12 protein-coding genes are annotated in these 16,723 nt (G+C 69.8%); 5 read left to right on the top strand and 7 right to left on the bottom strand.

From position 1 onward, the window contains the following. Window positions 1-102: 102 nt before the first annotated feature. The 3 genes from mdlC to ACFWIW_RS31465 all read right to left on the bottom strand — a co-directional run bounded on the left by mdlC (window position 103) and on the right by ACFWIW_RS31465 (window position 5,184). Window positions 103-1,686, bottom strand: coding sequence for a benzoylformate decarboxylase (mdlC, locus tag ACFWIW_RS31455; protein ID WP_378371803.1), 1,584 nt, complete (start codon window positions 1,684-1,686; stop codon window positions 103-105). Between the two features lie 134 nt (window positions 1,687-1,820). Then, window positions 1,821-2,498, bottom strand: coding sequence for a copper homeostasis protein CutC (locus ACFWIW_RS31460; RefSeq protein ID WP_378371804.1), 678 nt, complete (start codon window positions 2,496-2,498; stop codon window positions 1,821-1,823). A 16-nt stretch (window positions 2,499-2,514) separates the two neighbouring features. Further along, window positions 2,515-5,184 (bottom strand): nitrate- and nitrite sensing domain-containing protein, encoded by a 2,670-nt coding sequence (locus ACFWIW_RS31465; RefSeq protein WP_378371805.1) that lies wholly within the window; start codon window positions 5,182-5,184, stop codon window positions 2,515-2,517. A gap of 191 nt (window positions 5,185-5,375) precedes the next feature. On the opposite strand from ACFWIW_RS31465, the gene ACFWIW_RS31470 reads away from it, so the two are divergent. Beyond that, entirely contained in the window at window positions 5,376-6,335 is a 960-nt protein-coding gene (locus ACFWIW_RS31470; RefSeq protein WP_378371806.1) for an ABC transporter substrate-binding protein, read from the top strand. Window positions 6,336-6,419: 84 nt separating this feature from the next. Here the strand turns inward: ACFWIW_RS31470 and ACFWIW_RS31475 are convergent, their stop codons facing one another. Next, window positions 6,420-7,055 carry a hypothetical protein gene (locus ACFWIW_RS31475; RefSeq protein WP_378371807.1) on the bottom strand — a complete coding sequence of 212 codons (636 nt, stop codon included), beginning with the start codon at window positions 7,053-7,055 and terminating at the stop codon, window positions 6,420-6,422. A gap of 85 nt (window positions 7,056-7,140) precedes the next feature. Here ACFWIW_RS31475 and ACFWIW_RS31480 point away from each other — a divergent pair, with 85 nt between their 5' ends. From ACFWIW_RS31480 to ACFWIW_RS31490, 3 genes are all read left to right on the top strand, one after another. After that, window positions 7,141-8,787 carry a DNA repair helicase XPB gene (locus tag ACFWIW_RS31480; protein WP_378371808.1) on the top strand — a complete coding sequence of 549 codons (1,647 nt, stop codon included), beginning with the start codon at window positions 7,141-7,143 and terminating at the stop codon, window positions 8,785-8,787. 560 nt (window positions 8,788-9,347) lie between these two features. Next, window positions 9,348-10,103 carry a DUF4253 domain-containing protein gene (locus ACFWIW_RS31485; RefSeq protein WP_378371809.1) on the top strand — a complete coding sequence of 252 codons (756 nt, stop codon included), beginning with the start codon at window positions 9,348-9,350 and terminating at the stop codon, window positions 10,101-10,103. A 52-nt stretch (window positions 10,104-10,155) separates the two neighbouring features. Further along, entirely contained in the window at window positions 10,156-10,971 is an 816-nt protein-coding gene (locus ACFWIW_RS31490) for a DUF72 domain-containing protein (RefSeq protein WP_378371810.1), read from the top strand. 115 nt (window positions 10,972-11,086) lie between these two features. Here the strand turns inward: ACFWIW_RS31490 and ACFWIW_RS31495 are convergent, their stop codons facing one another. Then, window positions 11,087-13,909, bottom strand: coding sequence for a BTAD domain-containing putative transcriptional regulator (locus ACFWIW_RS31495; RefSeq protein WP_378371811.1), 2,823 nt, complete (start codon window positions 13,907-13,909; stop codon window positions 11,087-11,089). 57 nt (window positions 13,910-13,966) lie between these two features. Between ACFWIW_RS31495 and ACFWIW_RS31500 the strand changes: the two genes are divergently transcribed. Beyond that, complete coding sequence (locus tag ACFWIW_RS31500) at window positions 13,967-14,911, top strand: o-succinylbenzoate synthase (RefSeq protein WP_378371812.1); 945 nt, start codon at window positions 13,967-13,969, stop codon at window positions 14,909-14,911. Between the two features lie 47 nt (window positions 14,912-14,958). Here ACFWIW_RS31500 and ACFWIW_RS31505 read toward each other — a convergent pair whose 3' ends face one another. Continuing rightward, on the bottom strand, window positions 14,959-15,867 hold the full coding sequence (locus tag ACFWIW_RS31505) for a M23 family metallopeptidase (protein WP_378371813.1): 909 nt from the start codon (window positions 15,865-15,867) through the stop codon (window positions 14,959-14,961). 157 nt (window positions 15,868-16,024) lie between these two features. Continuing rightward, window positions 16,025-16,663: a hypothetical protein gene (locus ACFWIW_RS31510; protein ID WP_378371814.1), complete on the bottom strand. Its 639-nt coding sequence runs from the start codon at window positions 16,661-16,663 to the stop codon at window positions 16,025-16,027. Window positions 16,664-16,723: the final 60 nt, after the last annotated feature.

The raw sequence follows: 16,723 nt of genomic DNA on the forward strand, positions 1-16,723 counted from the left end.
TTTCGGCCACCCCACATCTATCCCCTGGGTACCCACCCCCCCGTGTCTTGGGTCGGGGGGGTGCCCCCTCTGCGCTGGGGGGCCCCCCCCCCTTCAGCGCTCTCAGTACAGCGTGCGCGGGTTCGCGTCGATGCGGACGTGCACCAGATGCGGCCGCTCGTCCGGCAGCGCGGCCTCCAGCGCCGGCTTGAGGTCCTCGGCCTTCTCGACGACCGACGTGTTCAGCCCCATGCTCTTCGCCAGCGCGGGGAAATCGATGCCGCCGAGGTCGACGCCCGGCACCTTCTCGCCGCCCGCCGCCTCGCCGAGGATGCGCACGGCGGCGTACTGCGAGTTGTCGAAGATCACGAACGTCACCGGCAGATTGTGCTGCGCCGCCGTCCACAGTGCCTGGACGCAGTACATGCTCGACCCGTCGCCGAGGATCGCGACGACCTTGCGGTCCGGCCGGGCCAGCGCGGCACCGACGGCGGCCGGGAGACCGTAGCCGAGGGTGCCGCTGGCGACGGTCAGGAAGCCGGTGTCGGTGGACTTGATCGGCAGGTGGTCGTGCAGTTCGTTGCGGTGGCTCGGTGTCTCCTCGACGACGATCGCGTCGTCCGGCAGGACTTCCGAGATCACCGAGTAGGCGAAACCGGGCGTGATCGGCGTGACCGCGACGGGCTTTTCCAGCCGGGTGCGGGGTTTCGGCGCCTCTCGCGGCGCGGCCCGGTCCAGCAGCGCGCGGATGGTGAGCATCGGCGTCGCGCGGATCCCGGTGCCTTCCGCGGCCCTGGCGAGGATCTGTTCGTCGTCGCTGACCAGGAACAGCGGCGGCAGCGCGGTTTCCGACTCGCCCCGGTACACGTGGTAGGTGAACGCCGGTGCGCCGATGACGACCACGAGATCGTGGTCCGCCAGCGCGCTCGCGAGCGCTTTCCGTTCCGGCTGAAGGAATCCGAAGAACTGAGGATGGTCCTCGGGGAAGGAGCAGCGCGCCCCCATCGGCGGCGCCCAGACCCCGGCGCCGACCTTCTCGGCCAGCTCGACCACGTCCGGCACGGCGCCTTCACCGTCGATACCGGGGCCGACCACGATCGCCGGATGCTCGGCGGCGTCCAGCGCCGACACCAGTTCGTCCAAAGCGGACGGATCGGGCGCGAAACCGCGGATCGGCGGCCGGGAGACGATCGGCTTCGACGTCTCGACGTCCCAGTCGTCCACGGGCACCGAGACGAACACCGGACCCATGGGTGCCTGCGTCGCGATGTGATACGCCCGCGCCAGCGCCGCCGGGACGTCTTCCGCCCTGGCGGGCTCGCAGCTCCACTTCACGTACGGCTTGGGGAAGTTCGCCGCTTCGACGGCGCCGAGGAAGGGATCGTCCGGCAGCAGCGACCTGGTCTGCTGGCCGGCCAGGATGATCAGCGGGGCGTTGTTGCGGTACGCGGTGAAGACATGCCCGAGCGCGTGCCCGACCCCGCCGGCGGAATGCAGGTTCACCAGCGCCGCCCGCCTGCTCGCGCGGGCGTACCCGTCGGCCATCGCGACGACGGACGCCTCGTGGAGCGCGAGCACGTAGGTGAAGTCGTCCGGCCACTCCGTGAGGAAGGCGATCTCGGTCGTTCCGGGATTGCCGAAAACGGTGGTCAGGCCCAGATCGCGCAGCAGTTCCCTGGTCGCGTCACGTACGGTGCGGGTAGCCATGGGCACACGCTATCTGGTCGGCACCGGATAGTTGAAGATGCAACCTCGTATCACCGTGTGTGGTCTGGACCTGACCCGATGCGTACGGCAACGCCCCGCATTTCGTCCTCTGAATGCGGTAGTTGCCCGCGCAACTACTCCTTGACCAGCGCCGCCCATTCGCGCACGGCCGCGACGTCCACATCAGACTCCCAGCCACCCGGCCGGACCGCGCTCCCGACGTGGAACGCGCCGACGCCGCCCGCCCGCAGCAGGTGCACCTGCTGCGCCCGCAGGCCCCCGCCGACCAGCAGCCGCGGCCCGTCCTCACGCCGGGCGAGCCGCTGCAGCACCGAAAGCCCGTGCGCCACGCCGTGCGGATGTCCGGCCGCGAGCACCGTGTCGCAGCCGAGGGCGATCAGCTGGTCGTAGGCGCGCAACGGATCCCGCGCGCGGTCGATGGCGCGGTGGAAGGTCCACGGCAGGCCGTCGAGTTCCTTGACCAGCGTCTCGCAGGCGTCCATGTCGACTTCGCTTTCCAGGTCGAGGAAACCGAAGACGAACTCTCGCGCGCCCGCGTCGATCAGGCGGCAGGCGTCCGCGCGCAGCCCGTCGAGGTCGCCGGCGGCGAAGGACATGTTGTCGCGCAGCATCACCCGCACCGGGAGATCGGTGGCGGCGAGTACGTCGCGCAGCGTCTCGACCGACGGCGTGAGACCGTCGCTGGCCATGTCGCTGACCAGTTCGAGGCGATCGGCCCCGCCCTCCTGTGCGCGCTCCGCGTCCACCGCGGTCAGCGCGATCACTTCCAGCAGGCCGGTTTTCGGGCTCATGGACCTTCCAATTCGCTTATACCGAGGGGTTGTCGTCACCCCTGGCGTGGCGACCGCGCCGGAAACCGCCTTGCAGGCTGGTCATCCGTTCGCGGACCGCTTCGGGGGAAAGTGAGAGTATCGGCCTCTCCCCTCGCGGTTTCTCCGGCCTGTCGTCCTGCGACCGGGCCTCGGGGACGACGGCGGGCAGCACCGGCCAGGTCTCCTCCGCCCCGTCCTCCTGTTCCAGCTCGGCTGGCGTCGGCCACGCCGGTTCCGGTTCCTTTTCCTTCGGCTCCACCGGCTTCAGCGTCGGCTCGGTCGGCTCGTCCGGATCCGGCTCGGGTTTCTCGGGCACGGCGTTCTTCACCGGTTCGAACGACGGCAAGGAGGGCGGGCCGGGTTCGGCGGGCGAGGGCCCTTCGCGCGGGCCTCCGTGGTCGAACCACTGCGAAAGCACGCTCTGGTACTTGGGCATCCGCTCGGTCGGCGCGTCGAGTTCGAGATGGTCGACGGCGTCGTCGTCCGAAGACGGCCACTCCGGCGTGGTCTCACGCTCGACGACCGGGGCACGCCGCAACGGCCCGGGATCCAGCACGGGCGCGAACCGCGACTCCTCGGCGCTCTCCTGGGGTTCGGGCAGCGGCGGGACTTCCAGCGGCGGTTCGGGTTCCGGCTCCGGCACGACGACGGTGACGGGCGGGGGTTCCGGCAGCGGGGCCGGCCGGGGCGCTTCGACGATGAGCTCGGCGGGCACGACGACCACCGCAGTGATCCCGCCCCCGTCGGCGGACCGCAGGCGGACGTCGATGTGATGCCGGACGGCCAGCGTCGCGACCACGAACAGGCCCATCCGCCGGGACACCTCGACGTCGACCTCCGGCGGGTTCGCCAGCCGCGTGTTGGTCCGGTCGATCTCCGCCTGCGGCATGCCGGCACCGTGGTCGGTGATCTCGATCTGCCATTCGCCGCGGTCGGTCTCGTGCCCCTCGACCTGCACCATCGTGCTCTGATCCGAATAGCGGGTCGCGTTCTCCAGCAGCTCGGAGACCACGTGCACGAGGTCGTTGACAGCCTCGCCGCGTACCGCGATCCGCGGCGCCGCACCGAGTTCGATCCGCTGGTAGTGCTCGACCTCCGAGAGCGCGGCGCCGATGATCTCGTCGGCGACCACGGCGCCGCCGTCTTCACGGACGACGTCGGTTCCCGACAGCACCAGCAGGTTCTCGCTGTTGCGGCGCATCCGGGTGGCGAGATGGTCGAGTTCGAAAAGGCCGGCGAGGGTGTCGGGATCCTGTTCGTCGGCCTCCATGCGGTCCAGGACGGACAGCTGCCGCTCGACGAGATCCTGGCTCCGCTGCGACAGGTTCACGAACATCGCGTTGATGTTCTCCCGCAGCATGGCCTGTTCGCCCGCGAGCCGGACGGCCTCGCCGTGCACCGCGTCGAAGGCCCGCGCCACCTGGCCGAGTTCCTCGCGGCTGAACACCGGGACCGGCGCGACGGCCAGCCGCCGCCGCAGGTTCTCCGGCTGCGGTTCGGGATCGCTGAGCAGTCCTTCGACGGCCGCCGGGAGCTGGTGCTCGGCGACCTGGAGCGCGCTGCGGCGCAGGATCCGCAACGGCCGCAGCAGCGACCGCGCGATGATCACCGAGAGCACACCGGCGACCATCAGCACGGCGAGCACGATGCCCCCGTCCCAGATCGCGGACGTCCTCGCGCGTGCCGCGAGGGCGTCGGTGCGTTCCTGGAGCTGGACGAGCAGCGCCTGCTGCACCTGATGGGCGAGGTTGACCGTGTACGTGGCCGAGGTGTCCCACTGGTTCGGGTCCAGCCCGCCGAGCCCCTGATCGTTCTCGGCGCGGATGAGCGCCGATTCCACCATGTCGTTGCCGATGTCGACGATCAGGCCGATGACCGTGTCGTCGTACATGCGCTGCTGTTCGGGCGTCGCGAAGGTGCGGTAGTCGCTGCGGGCGGCGGCGAGTTCGGCCTCCGCGCCGAGCAGCGCGCGGGTCCGGTCCCGGTTGAGCGCGCCCTGCGCGAGCGCGGCCGCCATGATCGCGCGTTTGACCGACATCTGATCCTTGACCCGCGCGAGCGCGTTGCCCGCGAGGCGGAGCTTCCCCAGATCCGGGTCGGAGACGTCGGCGGCGGTGGCATCACTGATGTCGAGCAGACCGGAGATCAGCTCGCTGTAGGACCGCAGCACCGCGTCGGCGGGAAAAGCGGAGTGTTCCGCGGAAAACCGGAGCCCGGTCAGCACGCGCAGGCGGTCGCTGGTCTGCTGCAGGCTCGTCGCGGCCTTGCCGCCGAGCCTGCTCTTGCTCTCGCCGAGTGTGCGGTCGAACGTGCCGATGGCCTCGTCGGCGCGCTTGCGCTGCTCGGTCAATTCGGACAGATCGCCCTTGCGGTCGCCCGCGACGAACCGGACGGTGAGGTCGCGTTCGCGCTGAAGCTGGTGCACCGCTTCGGCGACGGTGCTGTCGACCCGGCCGCGGGTGGCGAATTCGGCCAGCTGCCGCGCGTCCCGCAGATCCGAGTTGACCCGGAGCCCGACGAGGGCGACCACCGCGAGCGCGGGAATCAGGAGTACCACGAAGAGTTTGGTACGCAGGTGCCAGTTCCGCAGCCGCCAGCGGCCGCCGACACGGGGATGCCGTTCCGCCGCGTCGCCCCCACGGGGACGCTTGTCGCGACGGGCCACCTGGTTTCCTTTTCCCACCACGGGACCCTTTCCCATGGCTGACATCGGGGACGAGAGCCCGAACCTACTGTAGAGTAACAAGGTTCGAGAACGATCGAAAGCCGCGCCATCCGGCGTCTCCCGCACGCGATCGTATGGGGCACGGACCATACGATCCAGAAGGAGGAGCACATTCTCTCGGTAGGTGAGCGGTGACGAAGATGCGTGTCTTGGCGATTCCGCTGGTAGCGGCTCTGCTGGCGACCACCGGTTGCGGAGTGTTTTCCGGTGGTGACGCAAGTACCGACGCACCACTCGAACGGACGGAACTGCGCATCGGCGTCGGAAGCCCCATCGACACGGCGCCCTTGCGGGTCGCCGTCGCCGACGGGAAGTTCACCGCGGCAGGCCTTTCCGTGACCCTCGTCGAAGTTCCCGCCGACCAGGCGATCGGCAAGCTCACCGCCGGCGAGGTCGACCTGGCGTTCGCGAGCGACGTGTCGATCTTCCGCGCAGCCGCCGGCGGGACGGCGCTGCAGCTGCAGGGCGAGGCCTACACCGCCGGCCGCAACACCATGGCGCTCGTCACACTCCCCGGCTCGGACTACACCGAACCGACACTCAAGAAGTCACCGAAGATCGCGGTGAACATGCTCGACGACGTCGGCGTGCTGGCGGCCAGGTCGGTACTGGGGACCGCGGGCATCGACGTGAACCGGATCCAGTTCAAGCAGAACCCGTTCGACCGGATGCCGCAGGCGTTGCAGGCGGGCGAGGTCGACGCCGCGTGGATGGTCGAGCCGTACATCACCAGGGCCGAGAAGGAACTCGGGGCGAGCATCCTCGCCGACGGCGCCCGCGGCGCGACCCTGGACTTCCCGATGTCGTCCTACGTTTCGATGGGAGCGTTCGGCCAGGCCAACGCCCGCACGCTCGCCGTGTTCCGGAAGGTGCTCGGCGAGGCGCAGGTGCGGGCGGCCGACCCCGCCGTCGTCCGCGACGCGCTGCCGTCGTTCTCCGACATCGACCGGACGACGGCTTCGCTGATCTCGCTCGGGACTTACCCGGTCTCCCTCAACGGCATCCGGCTGCAGCGCGTCGCCGACCTGATGCACAACTCGGGCATCCTCGGCGCCCGGCTCGACGTGCAGTCGATGGTGGCGCGGCCCTGAACATCACCGGGCGCGCCGAGTGGACCGGCACTTGCCGCCGTGGTGGAGCCGATTCGGCTGCGAACCGGGTCGTACGAGCGGACCCTAGATGTTCTCCCCGGTCGGCCTGAGGCACACGGTGCGCTCGGGCGGCCCGGTGTAGTGCAGGGCGGTGTCTTCCGAGGAACAGGCGGTCTCCGACGATCCCCGCGTGACGACCGCCCGCGCCTCCGCGCTGATGTCGGTGCAGCGGACCTTCGCGATCCGCGTCTCGTGCACGACGTCGCGCAGGCAGTCCCCGGTCTCGACGTTCAGCGCGAGACAGAGCGTCTTCTTGGCCGTGCGGCTGGACGAAGTCCCGTACACCTCGAACTGGATGTAGTCCGCGTCGCGGCAGTCGGACGAACCCGTCCTCACCTCGTCGACGCGGAAGGTCGCGCGGTTCGAACTGCAACTGGCCGTCGTGTAGCTCTGGTTGCCGCCCGCCTCGTCGGTCAGGTACAGGCATTTCCCCGCCTCGACCGTGGCGAACCTGCTCGACTGCGAGATCCCCCAGGCGGCCAGGCTCCCCAGGCCCAGCGCGAGGACCACACCCAGCACGATCGAGACCCTGGCCAGGACGCTCAGCGGCGCCGGCTTCGGGAACGGCGTCGGCGGTCCCACCTCGGGCATCGGGGGCAGGGGCGCGGGCGCGTTGAACGGGTCGTACTCGGGTGTCCCGCCGGTCGGTGTAGTCGTCAAGGTCCCCTCCAGTCACCTTCCGCACATCCTTCCACCAGCGGTGCCGCGACGGGAGCCGGTGTGGCCGGAACGTATAAAGGAGGATGTGACCGATGGCCCGCTGATCGTCCAATCCGACAAGACCGTGCTCCTCGAGGTCGACAACAGCCAGGCCGACGACGCGCGGATCGCCATCGCGCCGTTCGCCGAACTGGAACGCGCTCCCGAGCACGTCCACACCTACCGGATCACGCCGCTCGCGTTGTGGAACGCCCGCGCCGCAGGCCACGACGCCGAACAGGTCGTCGACGCGCTGACCACGTACTCGCGGTTCCCCGTGCCCCAGCCGCTGCTCATCGACATCGTGGACACGATGGGCCGCTTCGGGCGGCTGCAGATCGCCAACCACCCGGCGCACGGCCTGGTCATGTCGACCATCGACCGCGCGGTGCTGGAGGAGATCCTCCGGCACAAGAAGATCAGCCCGATGCTGGGCGCGCGGATCGACGAGGACACCGTCGTCGTGCACCCGTCCGAACGCGGAAGGCTCAAGCAGGCGCTGCTGAAGGTCGGCTGGCCCGCGGAGGACCTCGCCGGTTACGTCGACGGCGAAGCACACCCGATCGAGCTGGCCGAGGTCGACTGGGAGCTGCGCGACTACCAGCGCAAGGCCGCCGAGGCGTTCTGGGCGGGCGGATCCGGCGTCGTCGTGCTGCCGTGCGGCGCGGGCAAGACCCTGGTCGGCGCCGCGGCGATGGCGCACGCGAAGGCGACCACGCTGATCCTGGTGACGAACACCGTCGCCGGACGGCAGTGGAAGCGGGAGCTGGTCGCGCGGACCTCGCTCACCGAGGAGGAGATCGGCGAGTACTCCGGGGAGAAGAAGGAGATCCGGCCGGTCACCATCGCCACGTACCAGGTGGTCACGCGCAAGACCAAGGGCGAGTACAAGCATCTGGACCTGTTCGATTCGCGGGACTGGGGCCTGGTGGTCTACGACGAGGTCCACCTGCTGCCCGCGCCGGTCTTCCGGATGACCGCGGACCTGCAGTCCCGGCGGCGGCTCGGGCTCACCGCGACCCTCGTGCGCGAGGACGGGCGCGAAGGCGACGTGTTCTCCCTGATCGGCCCGAAGCGGTACGACGTCCCGTGGCGCGACATCGAGGCGCAGGGCTGGATCGCGCCAGCGGAATGCACCGAGGTCCGGGTGACGCTGACGGACGCCGAGAGGCTCGCATACGCGACGGCCGAGGCCGAGGAGCGGTACAAACTGGCGGCGACCGCGGACACCAAGACCAAGGTGATCAAATCGCTGGTCGACCGGCATCCCGGCGAGCCGACGCTGGTCATCGGCGCCTACCTCGACCAGCTGGAGATGATCGGCGACGAACTCGACGCGCCGGTGATCCAGGGCGCGACACGGAACAAGGAACGCGAGGAACTGTTCGACGCGTTCCGGCGCGGCGAGATCAGGACGCTGGTCGTTTCGAAGGTCGCGAACTTCTCGATCGACCTGCCCGAGGCGTCGGTCGCGATCCAGATCTCCGGGACGTTCGGCTCGCGGCAGGAGGAGGCGCAACGGCTCGGAAGGCTGTTGCGGCCCAAGGGCGACGGACGGCAGGCGCATTTCTACTCGGTCGTCTCGCGGGACACCGTCGACACGGAGTACGCGGCGCACCGGCAGCGGTTCCTGGCGGAACAGGGGTACGCGTACCGGATCGTGGACGCGGACGACCTGCTGCGCCCTCTTTAGGGTTTCGCTTCGGCAGGAGAAGGCTCCCTCCATCTGCCGGCCCAGTCAGATGACCGGCGGTCGGACGGGCCGGGGCGGCGCGTGACCCCGATTGTGGTGTCCCCAATGTCGCATCTGTGACGCTGAGCGTCTCTGATGCGACATTGGGAACACCGGCGGGCTGGTCCGGATCGCGAACAGCGACACGACCAGCACTCATACGACTGGCTAGCGCCGCCGTTATCGGGATTTTATTACTTTGGCATGTTCTTGGGGGGGGCGGTGTTCTTCATCATCTAGGCGATTGATCGGGTCGGCGCGCACTAGGCGACCTTCAGGACCTCCGATCACCCCCCTGACCAGCAGGAAGAGAGCAAGGGACCTTTGCTACCACTCGGTGCCCTCCCCGGTCGCCAAAAGCACCACCGAGCGTCCACAGTGGACGGACCATGGTGCCCATGTGACTCAAGCGACGCCTGAGGCGACCGTCCCCGGATCCCGCAAACGGGGTATCGAAAACTGTCGGTGCTTCGAACTAGTGTTCGGTAGAGTTGACCGAACACCAGTTCGAGGGGAAGCCGATGACCATCGCACCGTTCCGACCGGGTACACCACCAGTCCAGACCCTGCCGCCCGGCCGCTGGCACGGCCGGATCTGGGTTTCCGACCTGCCGTTGGCCAGGCCGGAGCGCTACACCGGCTGCGTCGCCGAATTCGATCGGTCCGGCCTGTGGCCGGTGCTGATCCCGCACGACCAGCGTTTCGCGGCCAACGGCGAGGACTGGATCGACGACCGCGGCAGGCTCGCCCCCGCCGATCACCGGATCGGCTCGGTGGATCCGGCCGAGGTGCTGGCCCGCTGGTGGGACACGTCGTGCTGCGACGGCGCCTGCCTGCGCCCGTTCGGCGCGAAGTTCCCCGGTCTCGCCCGCCGTCCGTCGCGCCGGGCGGATCCGCTGGCCGAGGCGGGTAACACCGGGTCGATCCTGGCCGCCCGCGGGCAGCACCGGCTGGCGCTGGTGCAGACGGAGCGCCCGGCCGACATCCCGGCGATCCTCGGCTGGACCGGCATGATCAAGGCGACCGATCAGGTCCACGAGCTGTCCGCCGTCCTGCGCAGCTGGGAAGACCGCTTCGGTGCGACGCTCACGGTGCTGGGCTTCGATTCGATGGAGCTGTCGGTGGCCGCGCCGCCGCGGACCCAGGGCCGCGCGCTCACGGTCGCCGCCGAGCACCGCTCGTTCTGCCTGCCGTCGTTCGCCGGTCAGCCGGGCAATCTGCGCGAGTTCGCGTCCGGCCTGGTGCAGACCCGCCGGTGGCGGTTCTCGTGGGCGTGAGCGGGCGTTTATCCCGAGAAGAGAGGGGGAATCAGGGCGACACGGGAAGGCGGTGATCGACGTCGCGGAGCTGAGGATCGGCACTTCGGGCTGGTGCTACCCACCGTGGCGCGGGGATTTCTACCCCCGCGGCCTGGTGCAGCGGCGCGAGCTGGAATACCTGTCGTCCCGGATGAACTCGGCCGAGATCAACGGCTCGTTCTACTCGCTGCAGCGTCCCGAGCGGTACCGCGCGTGGGCCGAGGAGACACCGGACGACTTCGTCTTCGCCGTCAAGGGCGGCCGCTTCATCACGCATCTGAAGCAACTGCGCGATGTCGAGACGCCACTGGCGAACTTCTTCGCCTCCGGCGTGCTGGCGCTCGGCCGGAAACTGGGGCCGTTCCTCTGGCAGCTGCCGCCGCGGCTGGCGTTCGACGCCGAGCGCGTCGAGGCGTTCTTCAAGCTGTTGCCGCGCACCAGCCACGCCGCCGCCAAGCTCGCGAAGCGACACGACGACAAGCTGAAAGCCGGACCGCACACCGATCCGAGCCCTCGCCGGAAGCTCCGGCACGCCGTCGAGGTACGGCATCCGAGCTTCGCCGAACCCGAAAGCCTGGACCTGTTCCGGAAACACGGCATCGCGCTCGTGGTCGCCGACACCGCGGGCAAGTTCCCGTACGTCGAAGAGATGACGAGCGAAGACTTCGCGTACGTCCGCCTGCACGGCGACGAGGAGCTGTACGTCAGTGGATACAGCGACAAGGCCCTCGAGAAGTGGGCACGGAAGATCAAGGGCTGGGGCCGCGACACGTACGTCTACTTCGACAACGACGTCAAGGTCGAGGCGCCGAAGAACGCGATCGCCCTCGCGGAACTCCTGGCTTGACCCGCGCGAGCTGCGCAGTCAGCGCACAGTGAGCGGTGTCCGGTTTAGTGGCGTTTGAGGTCACGGGCGTACTCGCGTGCTGTGCCTGGGGGTCGGCACGCCGGGCGCCCGTGCCTCACTCAGCCTTGACCGTTTCGCCGACGAGCGAGGCCAGCTTGGTGCGGACGTCCTCGGCGTCGGGATGCGAAAGCTCGGTCAGCACCCGCACCGAACGCAGCCAGCACTCACGCGCCGACGAGGGGTCACCGAGCCGCAGATGGATTCCGCCGAGCTGGGCCAGCACGTCGGCCGCCTCGTAGAGCTCGCCATGGGCGAAGAACATCTCGACGGCGCGCCGCATGCAGGCGATGCCCTCGTCGCCGCGGCCCAGCCCGACCAGCGCGGTTCCCTTGGTGTGCAGGGTGAAGCGGGCTTCGTCGGGGAGCGCGTGCGCCTCCAGCGCCAAGGCCTGGTCGGCGAAGTCGAGTGCCTGCTCGAAGCGGCCGGCCTGGGTGCAGATGTCGCCGAGGGCCTGCAGCGCGCTGGCCTCCATGCCGGCGCCGACGCCGCTCTCCCGGATGAGCCGCAACGCGCGCGTCCCGTAATCCCATCCGGTGTCGGGGTCCTGGCTGGCCAGCGTGAGGTTGTAGAGGGCCCGCGCCTCGCCCTGCCGGTCCCCGACCTGCCGCTGCAACTCGACGACCTGCTTGAGGTAGGCGATGCTGTCCTCGTATTGGCGGGCGACGCCGCAGGCCACGCCGAGTCCGCTGAGGATGGCGGCCTCGCCCGACCGGTCTCCGAGGTCGCGGGCCGCGCGGAGCGCGACGCCGAACACCGAACGCCAGTCCTCCAGCCGGGCCCGCACGATGAAGTAGGACTGCAGCAGCCACGCCAGCTGCCAGCATTCCCGGTACCGCCGCTCCCGGTACGCGATGTTCACCGCGGCGATGAGGTTCCCGGCCTCCTCGTCGAACCAGTCGAGAGCCTGTTCGTAGTGCCCGAACTTCAGCCCCGCGCCGTCGAACCGCTCCGGCTGGACGAGCCGGTAGTGCCGTTCCGAGCGCAAGAGCCTCGACGCGTTCAGCGCGGAGGCGAGCGACGCGTGGAGCAGCCTGTCCAGCACGGCCGTCCGCTCCTCGGGCCCGTCGAGCTTCGCCGAGAGCTCGGCCGCGTATGCGCGGATCAGGTCGTGGAACTGGTACCGGCCCGGTTTGGACCGGGCGATCAGATGCGCGGAAGCGAGTTTCGCCAGATCCTCGTGTGCTTCCGCGATGTCGACACCGGCCACCGCCGCGGCCGCGGGCACGCTGAAGTCGCCGCCGGTCGGCAGGCCGAGCAGCCGCAGCATCCGGGCGGCCCGCTGGTCGAGCGCCCGGTACGAGTACGAGAAGACGGCCCGGATGTTCGTCTCGTCGCCGTCGGCGAGGTCGAACGAACCCAGCCTGTCCTGTTCGGCTTCCAGCAGCCGGACGAACTCGCCCAGCGCGAGATCCGGGAACTGCGCCGCCCGCACCGCGAGGATCCGGATGGCCAGCGGCAGCCCGCCGCAGTACCGGATGAACCGTTCGGTGGCCTCGGGGTCCTCGGCGACCCGGTCCAGCCCGATCGTCGAGGCGAGGAGGGCGATCGCGTCCTCGTCCGGCAGTTCCTCCAGCGCGAGGCGCCGCGCGCCGTGGGTCGCGACCAGCGCGTGGAGCTGCCATCGGCTGGTCACCAGCACCAGGCAGCCGGGTCCGGGCAGCAGCGGCCGGATCTGCTCGGTGCTCCCCGCGTTGTCGAGCAGGATCAGCATCCGGCGGCCCGCGCTGTACGTGCGCCAGGTGGCCGCGCGCCCGTCGACGTCGGCGGGGATCCGGTCGGCGGGGACACCGACGGAGACGAGCATGGTTTCGAGCGCGGCCGCCGCTTCGACCGGTTCGCCGGGGCCGTAACCGCGCAGGTTGAGATACACCTGCCCGCCGGGGAAACGGTCGCCGACCTCGTGCGCGAAGTGGACGGCGAGCGTCGTCTTGCCGATACCGCCCATTCCCTCGATCGAGGCGATGGACGTCGACCGCTCGGTGTCCAGCGCCTCCGGGACGAGCCCGTGCAAAGCCTTGAGGTCGCGTTGGCGGCCGGAGAACACCCGCAGATCGGCGGGGAGCTGGCGCGGGATCAGCGGTTCGGCGCCGAGCCGGTACCGCGTCAGTTCGGAGTCCAATGTGGTCTCGACGGACTCTTCGCCGGTCAAGATCGCCTGGTGCGCCCGCTGCAGCGACGCGCCGGGGTCCAGGCCGAGCTCTTCGGCCAGCACCGCGCCGATCCGGCGGTAGACGTTCAGCGCCTCGGCCTGCCTGCCGGACCGGTAGAGCGCGATCATCAGCTGTTCGTGCAGCCGCTCCCGCAGCGGGTTGTCGCGGCACAGCCTGGTCAGCTCGGGAACGACGACGTTGTGCTCGCCGAGCGCGATGAGTGCGTCGGCCCATTGCTCACACACCCGCAACCGCTCTTCGCCCAGCTGGTCGGCTTCGTCCCGAAGCAGCGCTTCGGAGTGGACGTTCTGCAGCGCCGGGCCTCGCCATTCGGACAACGCCGCGGCGAACCGGCCCGCGGCTCCGCGAAGGTCGCCGTCACGCGCGGCCTCCGCTCCGGCCGCGGCGTGTGCGCGGAAGCGGGCGAGGTCGAGCCGGTTTTCGTCGAGTTCGAGCAGGTAGCCGCCCCGTTCGGTGCGGATGGTGACCTCGTCGCCGAGCGCGCGGCGGACCCGCAGGACGTAGGTCTGCAGCGCCCCCTTCGACCGCCGCCGGTCGTCCGGCCACAGCCAGCGGCCCAGTTCCCCGACCGGCACCACCGTGTTCGCGCGCAGCAACAGGCCTGCCAGCACGATGAGCGGCCTGCTGCCGCCCAAGGGCACCGGCAGCCCGTCCGCCGTGACCTCGGTGGGCCCCAGCACGCGAAAGTCGAGTGCCACGTCGCTCATTCTGTCCGGAACCGACGGAAACGGCACGCGATTCCCGCGGTGGCATGATCGGTGCCGATGGACGTCTACGCTATCCCCCTGCGCACGCGGTTCCGAGGTATCACGGTCCGCGAAGGGCTGCTGATGCGCGGCGAAGCCGGCTGGGGCGAGTTCTGCCCGTTCTCCGACTACTCAGACGCCGAGAGCGCGCCATGGCTCGCGTCCGCGCTGGAGGCGAGCGAACGCGGCTGGCCGTCGCCGGTGCGGGACAGTGTCGAGGTGAACGCGACCGTGCCGGTGGTGTCCCCGGAGCAGGCGTACGAACTCGTGTCCGCTTCGGGCTGCCGCACGGCGAAGGTGAAGGTCGCCGACCCTCGGGTGAGCCTCGCCGAGGATTGCGCCCGGGTGGAGGCGGTACGGGCCGCGCTGGGCCCGCGGGGCGCGGTCCGCGTCGACGCGAACACGGCCTGGGACGTGGACACCGCGGTCAAGGCCATCGGCGAGCTGGACCGCGCGGCCGGCGGGCTCGAGTACGTCGAGCAGCCCTGCCCTTCGATCGACGAACTGGCCGCCGTCCGGCGCCGGGTCGGGGTGCGGATCGCCGCGGACGAGTCGATCCGCCGGGCCGAAGATCCGCTCAAGGTGGCCGTCGCGGGGGCGGCCGACGTCGCCGTGCTGAAGGTCGCACCGCTGGGCGGGGTGCGGCGCGCACTGGAGGTCGCCGAAGCCTGCGGCCTGCCGTGCGTGGTTTCGTCCGCCGTCGAGACGAGCGTCGGGCTCGCCGCCGGGCTGGCGCTCGCGGGCGCACTGCCCACTTTGGACTTCGCGTGCGGGCTGGGCACGATGTCGTTGCTCACGGGAGACGTCTGCGGCGACTCACTGTCCCCTGTGGACGGACGACTGCCGGTGCCGCGGCAGGCTCCCGCTCCCGATCTGTTCTCCGCCCACGCAGCAGGCCCGGACGTCCGGGCGGCCTGGGAAGCCCGCCTCACCCGCGTCCGCACCCACCTCCCGACGCGATGAAAGGTCCCTTCCTCGCGATTTTCGCGAGGAAGGGACCTTCATGGTGTTCAGCTGCAGTGCTCGAAAGGCGATTCGTAGCTGGCGGACCCCGCGGAGCCGCCCCACCGGACGCATTTCGCGCCGGCGGCCGCGCTCACCGGGCCCGCGTAGTACTCGAAGCTGCCGGAGTCGGTCTTCCGCGCCGACCCCTGCACTTCGAGGAAGGCCGAGACCGCGCTGCCCGTGCCGACCGAGGTGGACTTGATGGTGGTGACGCAGTTGTTCTTGTTCGTGGCGTTGTACAGCAGGTACGCGGTCGCGGCGCTGCCGACCGCCTGCGAGTCGATCACCTTGTAGCCGTCGCCGCACACCTCGACGGCGTCGTACGGGTTCGGGTTCCCGTTGCCGCTGCAGGTGTTCTTGGAGGTCACGTTGGCGTTGGGGTAGCCGAACTTCACGCCGTTGAAGTACGCGGGCTTGATGTTGCTCGGCCACGAGGAGTCGTTGGTGCGGACTTCGTAGTGCAGGTGCGGGCTGATGTTGTTGCCCGGCTTGGAGGTGTTGCCGACCTCACCGATCTTCTGCCCCTGCGCGACCTGCGCGTTGAGCGCGACCGAACGGACCTTCAGATGCGCGTAGTAGGTCGACCATCCCCCACCGTGGTCGATCTTCACCAGGTTGCCGAACCCGTTCGCCGAACCCTGGTGCGCCGAGATGACGACCTTGCCCGCCGCCGCCGCGACCACGGTGTCGCCGAGGTCCGCGTCCGCGGAGCCGCCCCGGTTGAAGTCGATCTCGTAGGCCCGGTGCGCGCTGCTGTTGTCGTTGTCGCCGTTCCACACCTGGTTGCAGGGGAACGGGAGCTGGAAGTTGGGACGCGGCCCGACGGCGGCCTCGGCCGATGTCGCGGTGATCGCCAGCCCGGCCATGCCCAGCAAGGCGGTCGCGGCCGCCGTGAGCACTCGTCTGAATCTCATCGGATGTCCTTTCTCGGCGTTTCGCGAGAAGCGTCCCGAAAGGGCGTACAAGCGAGATACAAACGACCACGAGCCCTCCTGGCCGAGGGGACCAGGAGGACTCGTGCCGCCTCCGCACCGGGACCGTCCGCGTCTTCCCCGTCCCGGCGCGGGTGCCTCAGCCGACCCGCTCGATGGTGGCGCGGCGGATCAGGAACTTGCCCGGCTCGCGGACCTGCTCGAAGGCCGCGTTGTTCAGCAGCGCGCAACTGCCGGAAACGCCGGTGACCTCGACGGTCGTGGACTTGTCGTTGTCCAGGTTCGTCACCTTCAGCTTGGTGCCCGCCGGGAACTCGCTGCTGGACGCCGCGGGAGCACCGCCCTCGCCGGACAGCGTCACCGTGGAGCCAGGGCAGACGACCTCGCCCTCCCCGGCGACCGCCTCTTCCCGCGGAGCCGCCTCGTCCTTCGGAGCCGCCTCGTCCTCGACCGCCATGGCGTCGTCCGCGGCCTGATTCCCGCCGTCGGCCAGCACTTCTTCGGTGCACCCGGCGGCTTCGCGGCGTTGCTGGATGAGGTCGACGACGGCCTGCCTGTTCGCGATCCGCGCCTCGGACTGCGCATCCGGCTCCGCCCGCTGGCCCGCGATGAAGGTGAGGTTGTTGCGGAGGGCGGTGTCGAGTCCCTGGCAGTTTTCCGCGGCCTGCCCGTCCGGAGTGCTGATCGCGAACATCGCCGCGGCGATGGCGGCCACCCCGAGCACGGACGCGATGCCGATCGTCGCGCGTTTGCGGTGTTTCCCGGCGCTGTTCATCATCGGTGTCTTCCTCCGGTCTGGTTCCTCCTCACCCACATCCAGGGATACGGCCGGATAACG

The sequence above is a fragment of the Amycolatopsis sp. NPDC058340 genome (assembly GCF_042723975.1).
Classification (GTDB): Bacteria; Actinomycetota; Actinomycetes; order Mycobacteriales; family Pseudonocardiaceae; genus Amycolatopsis.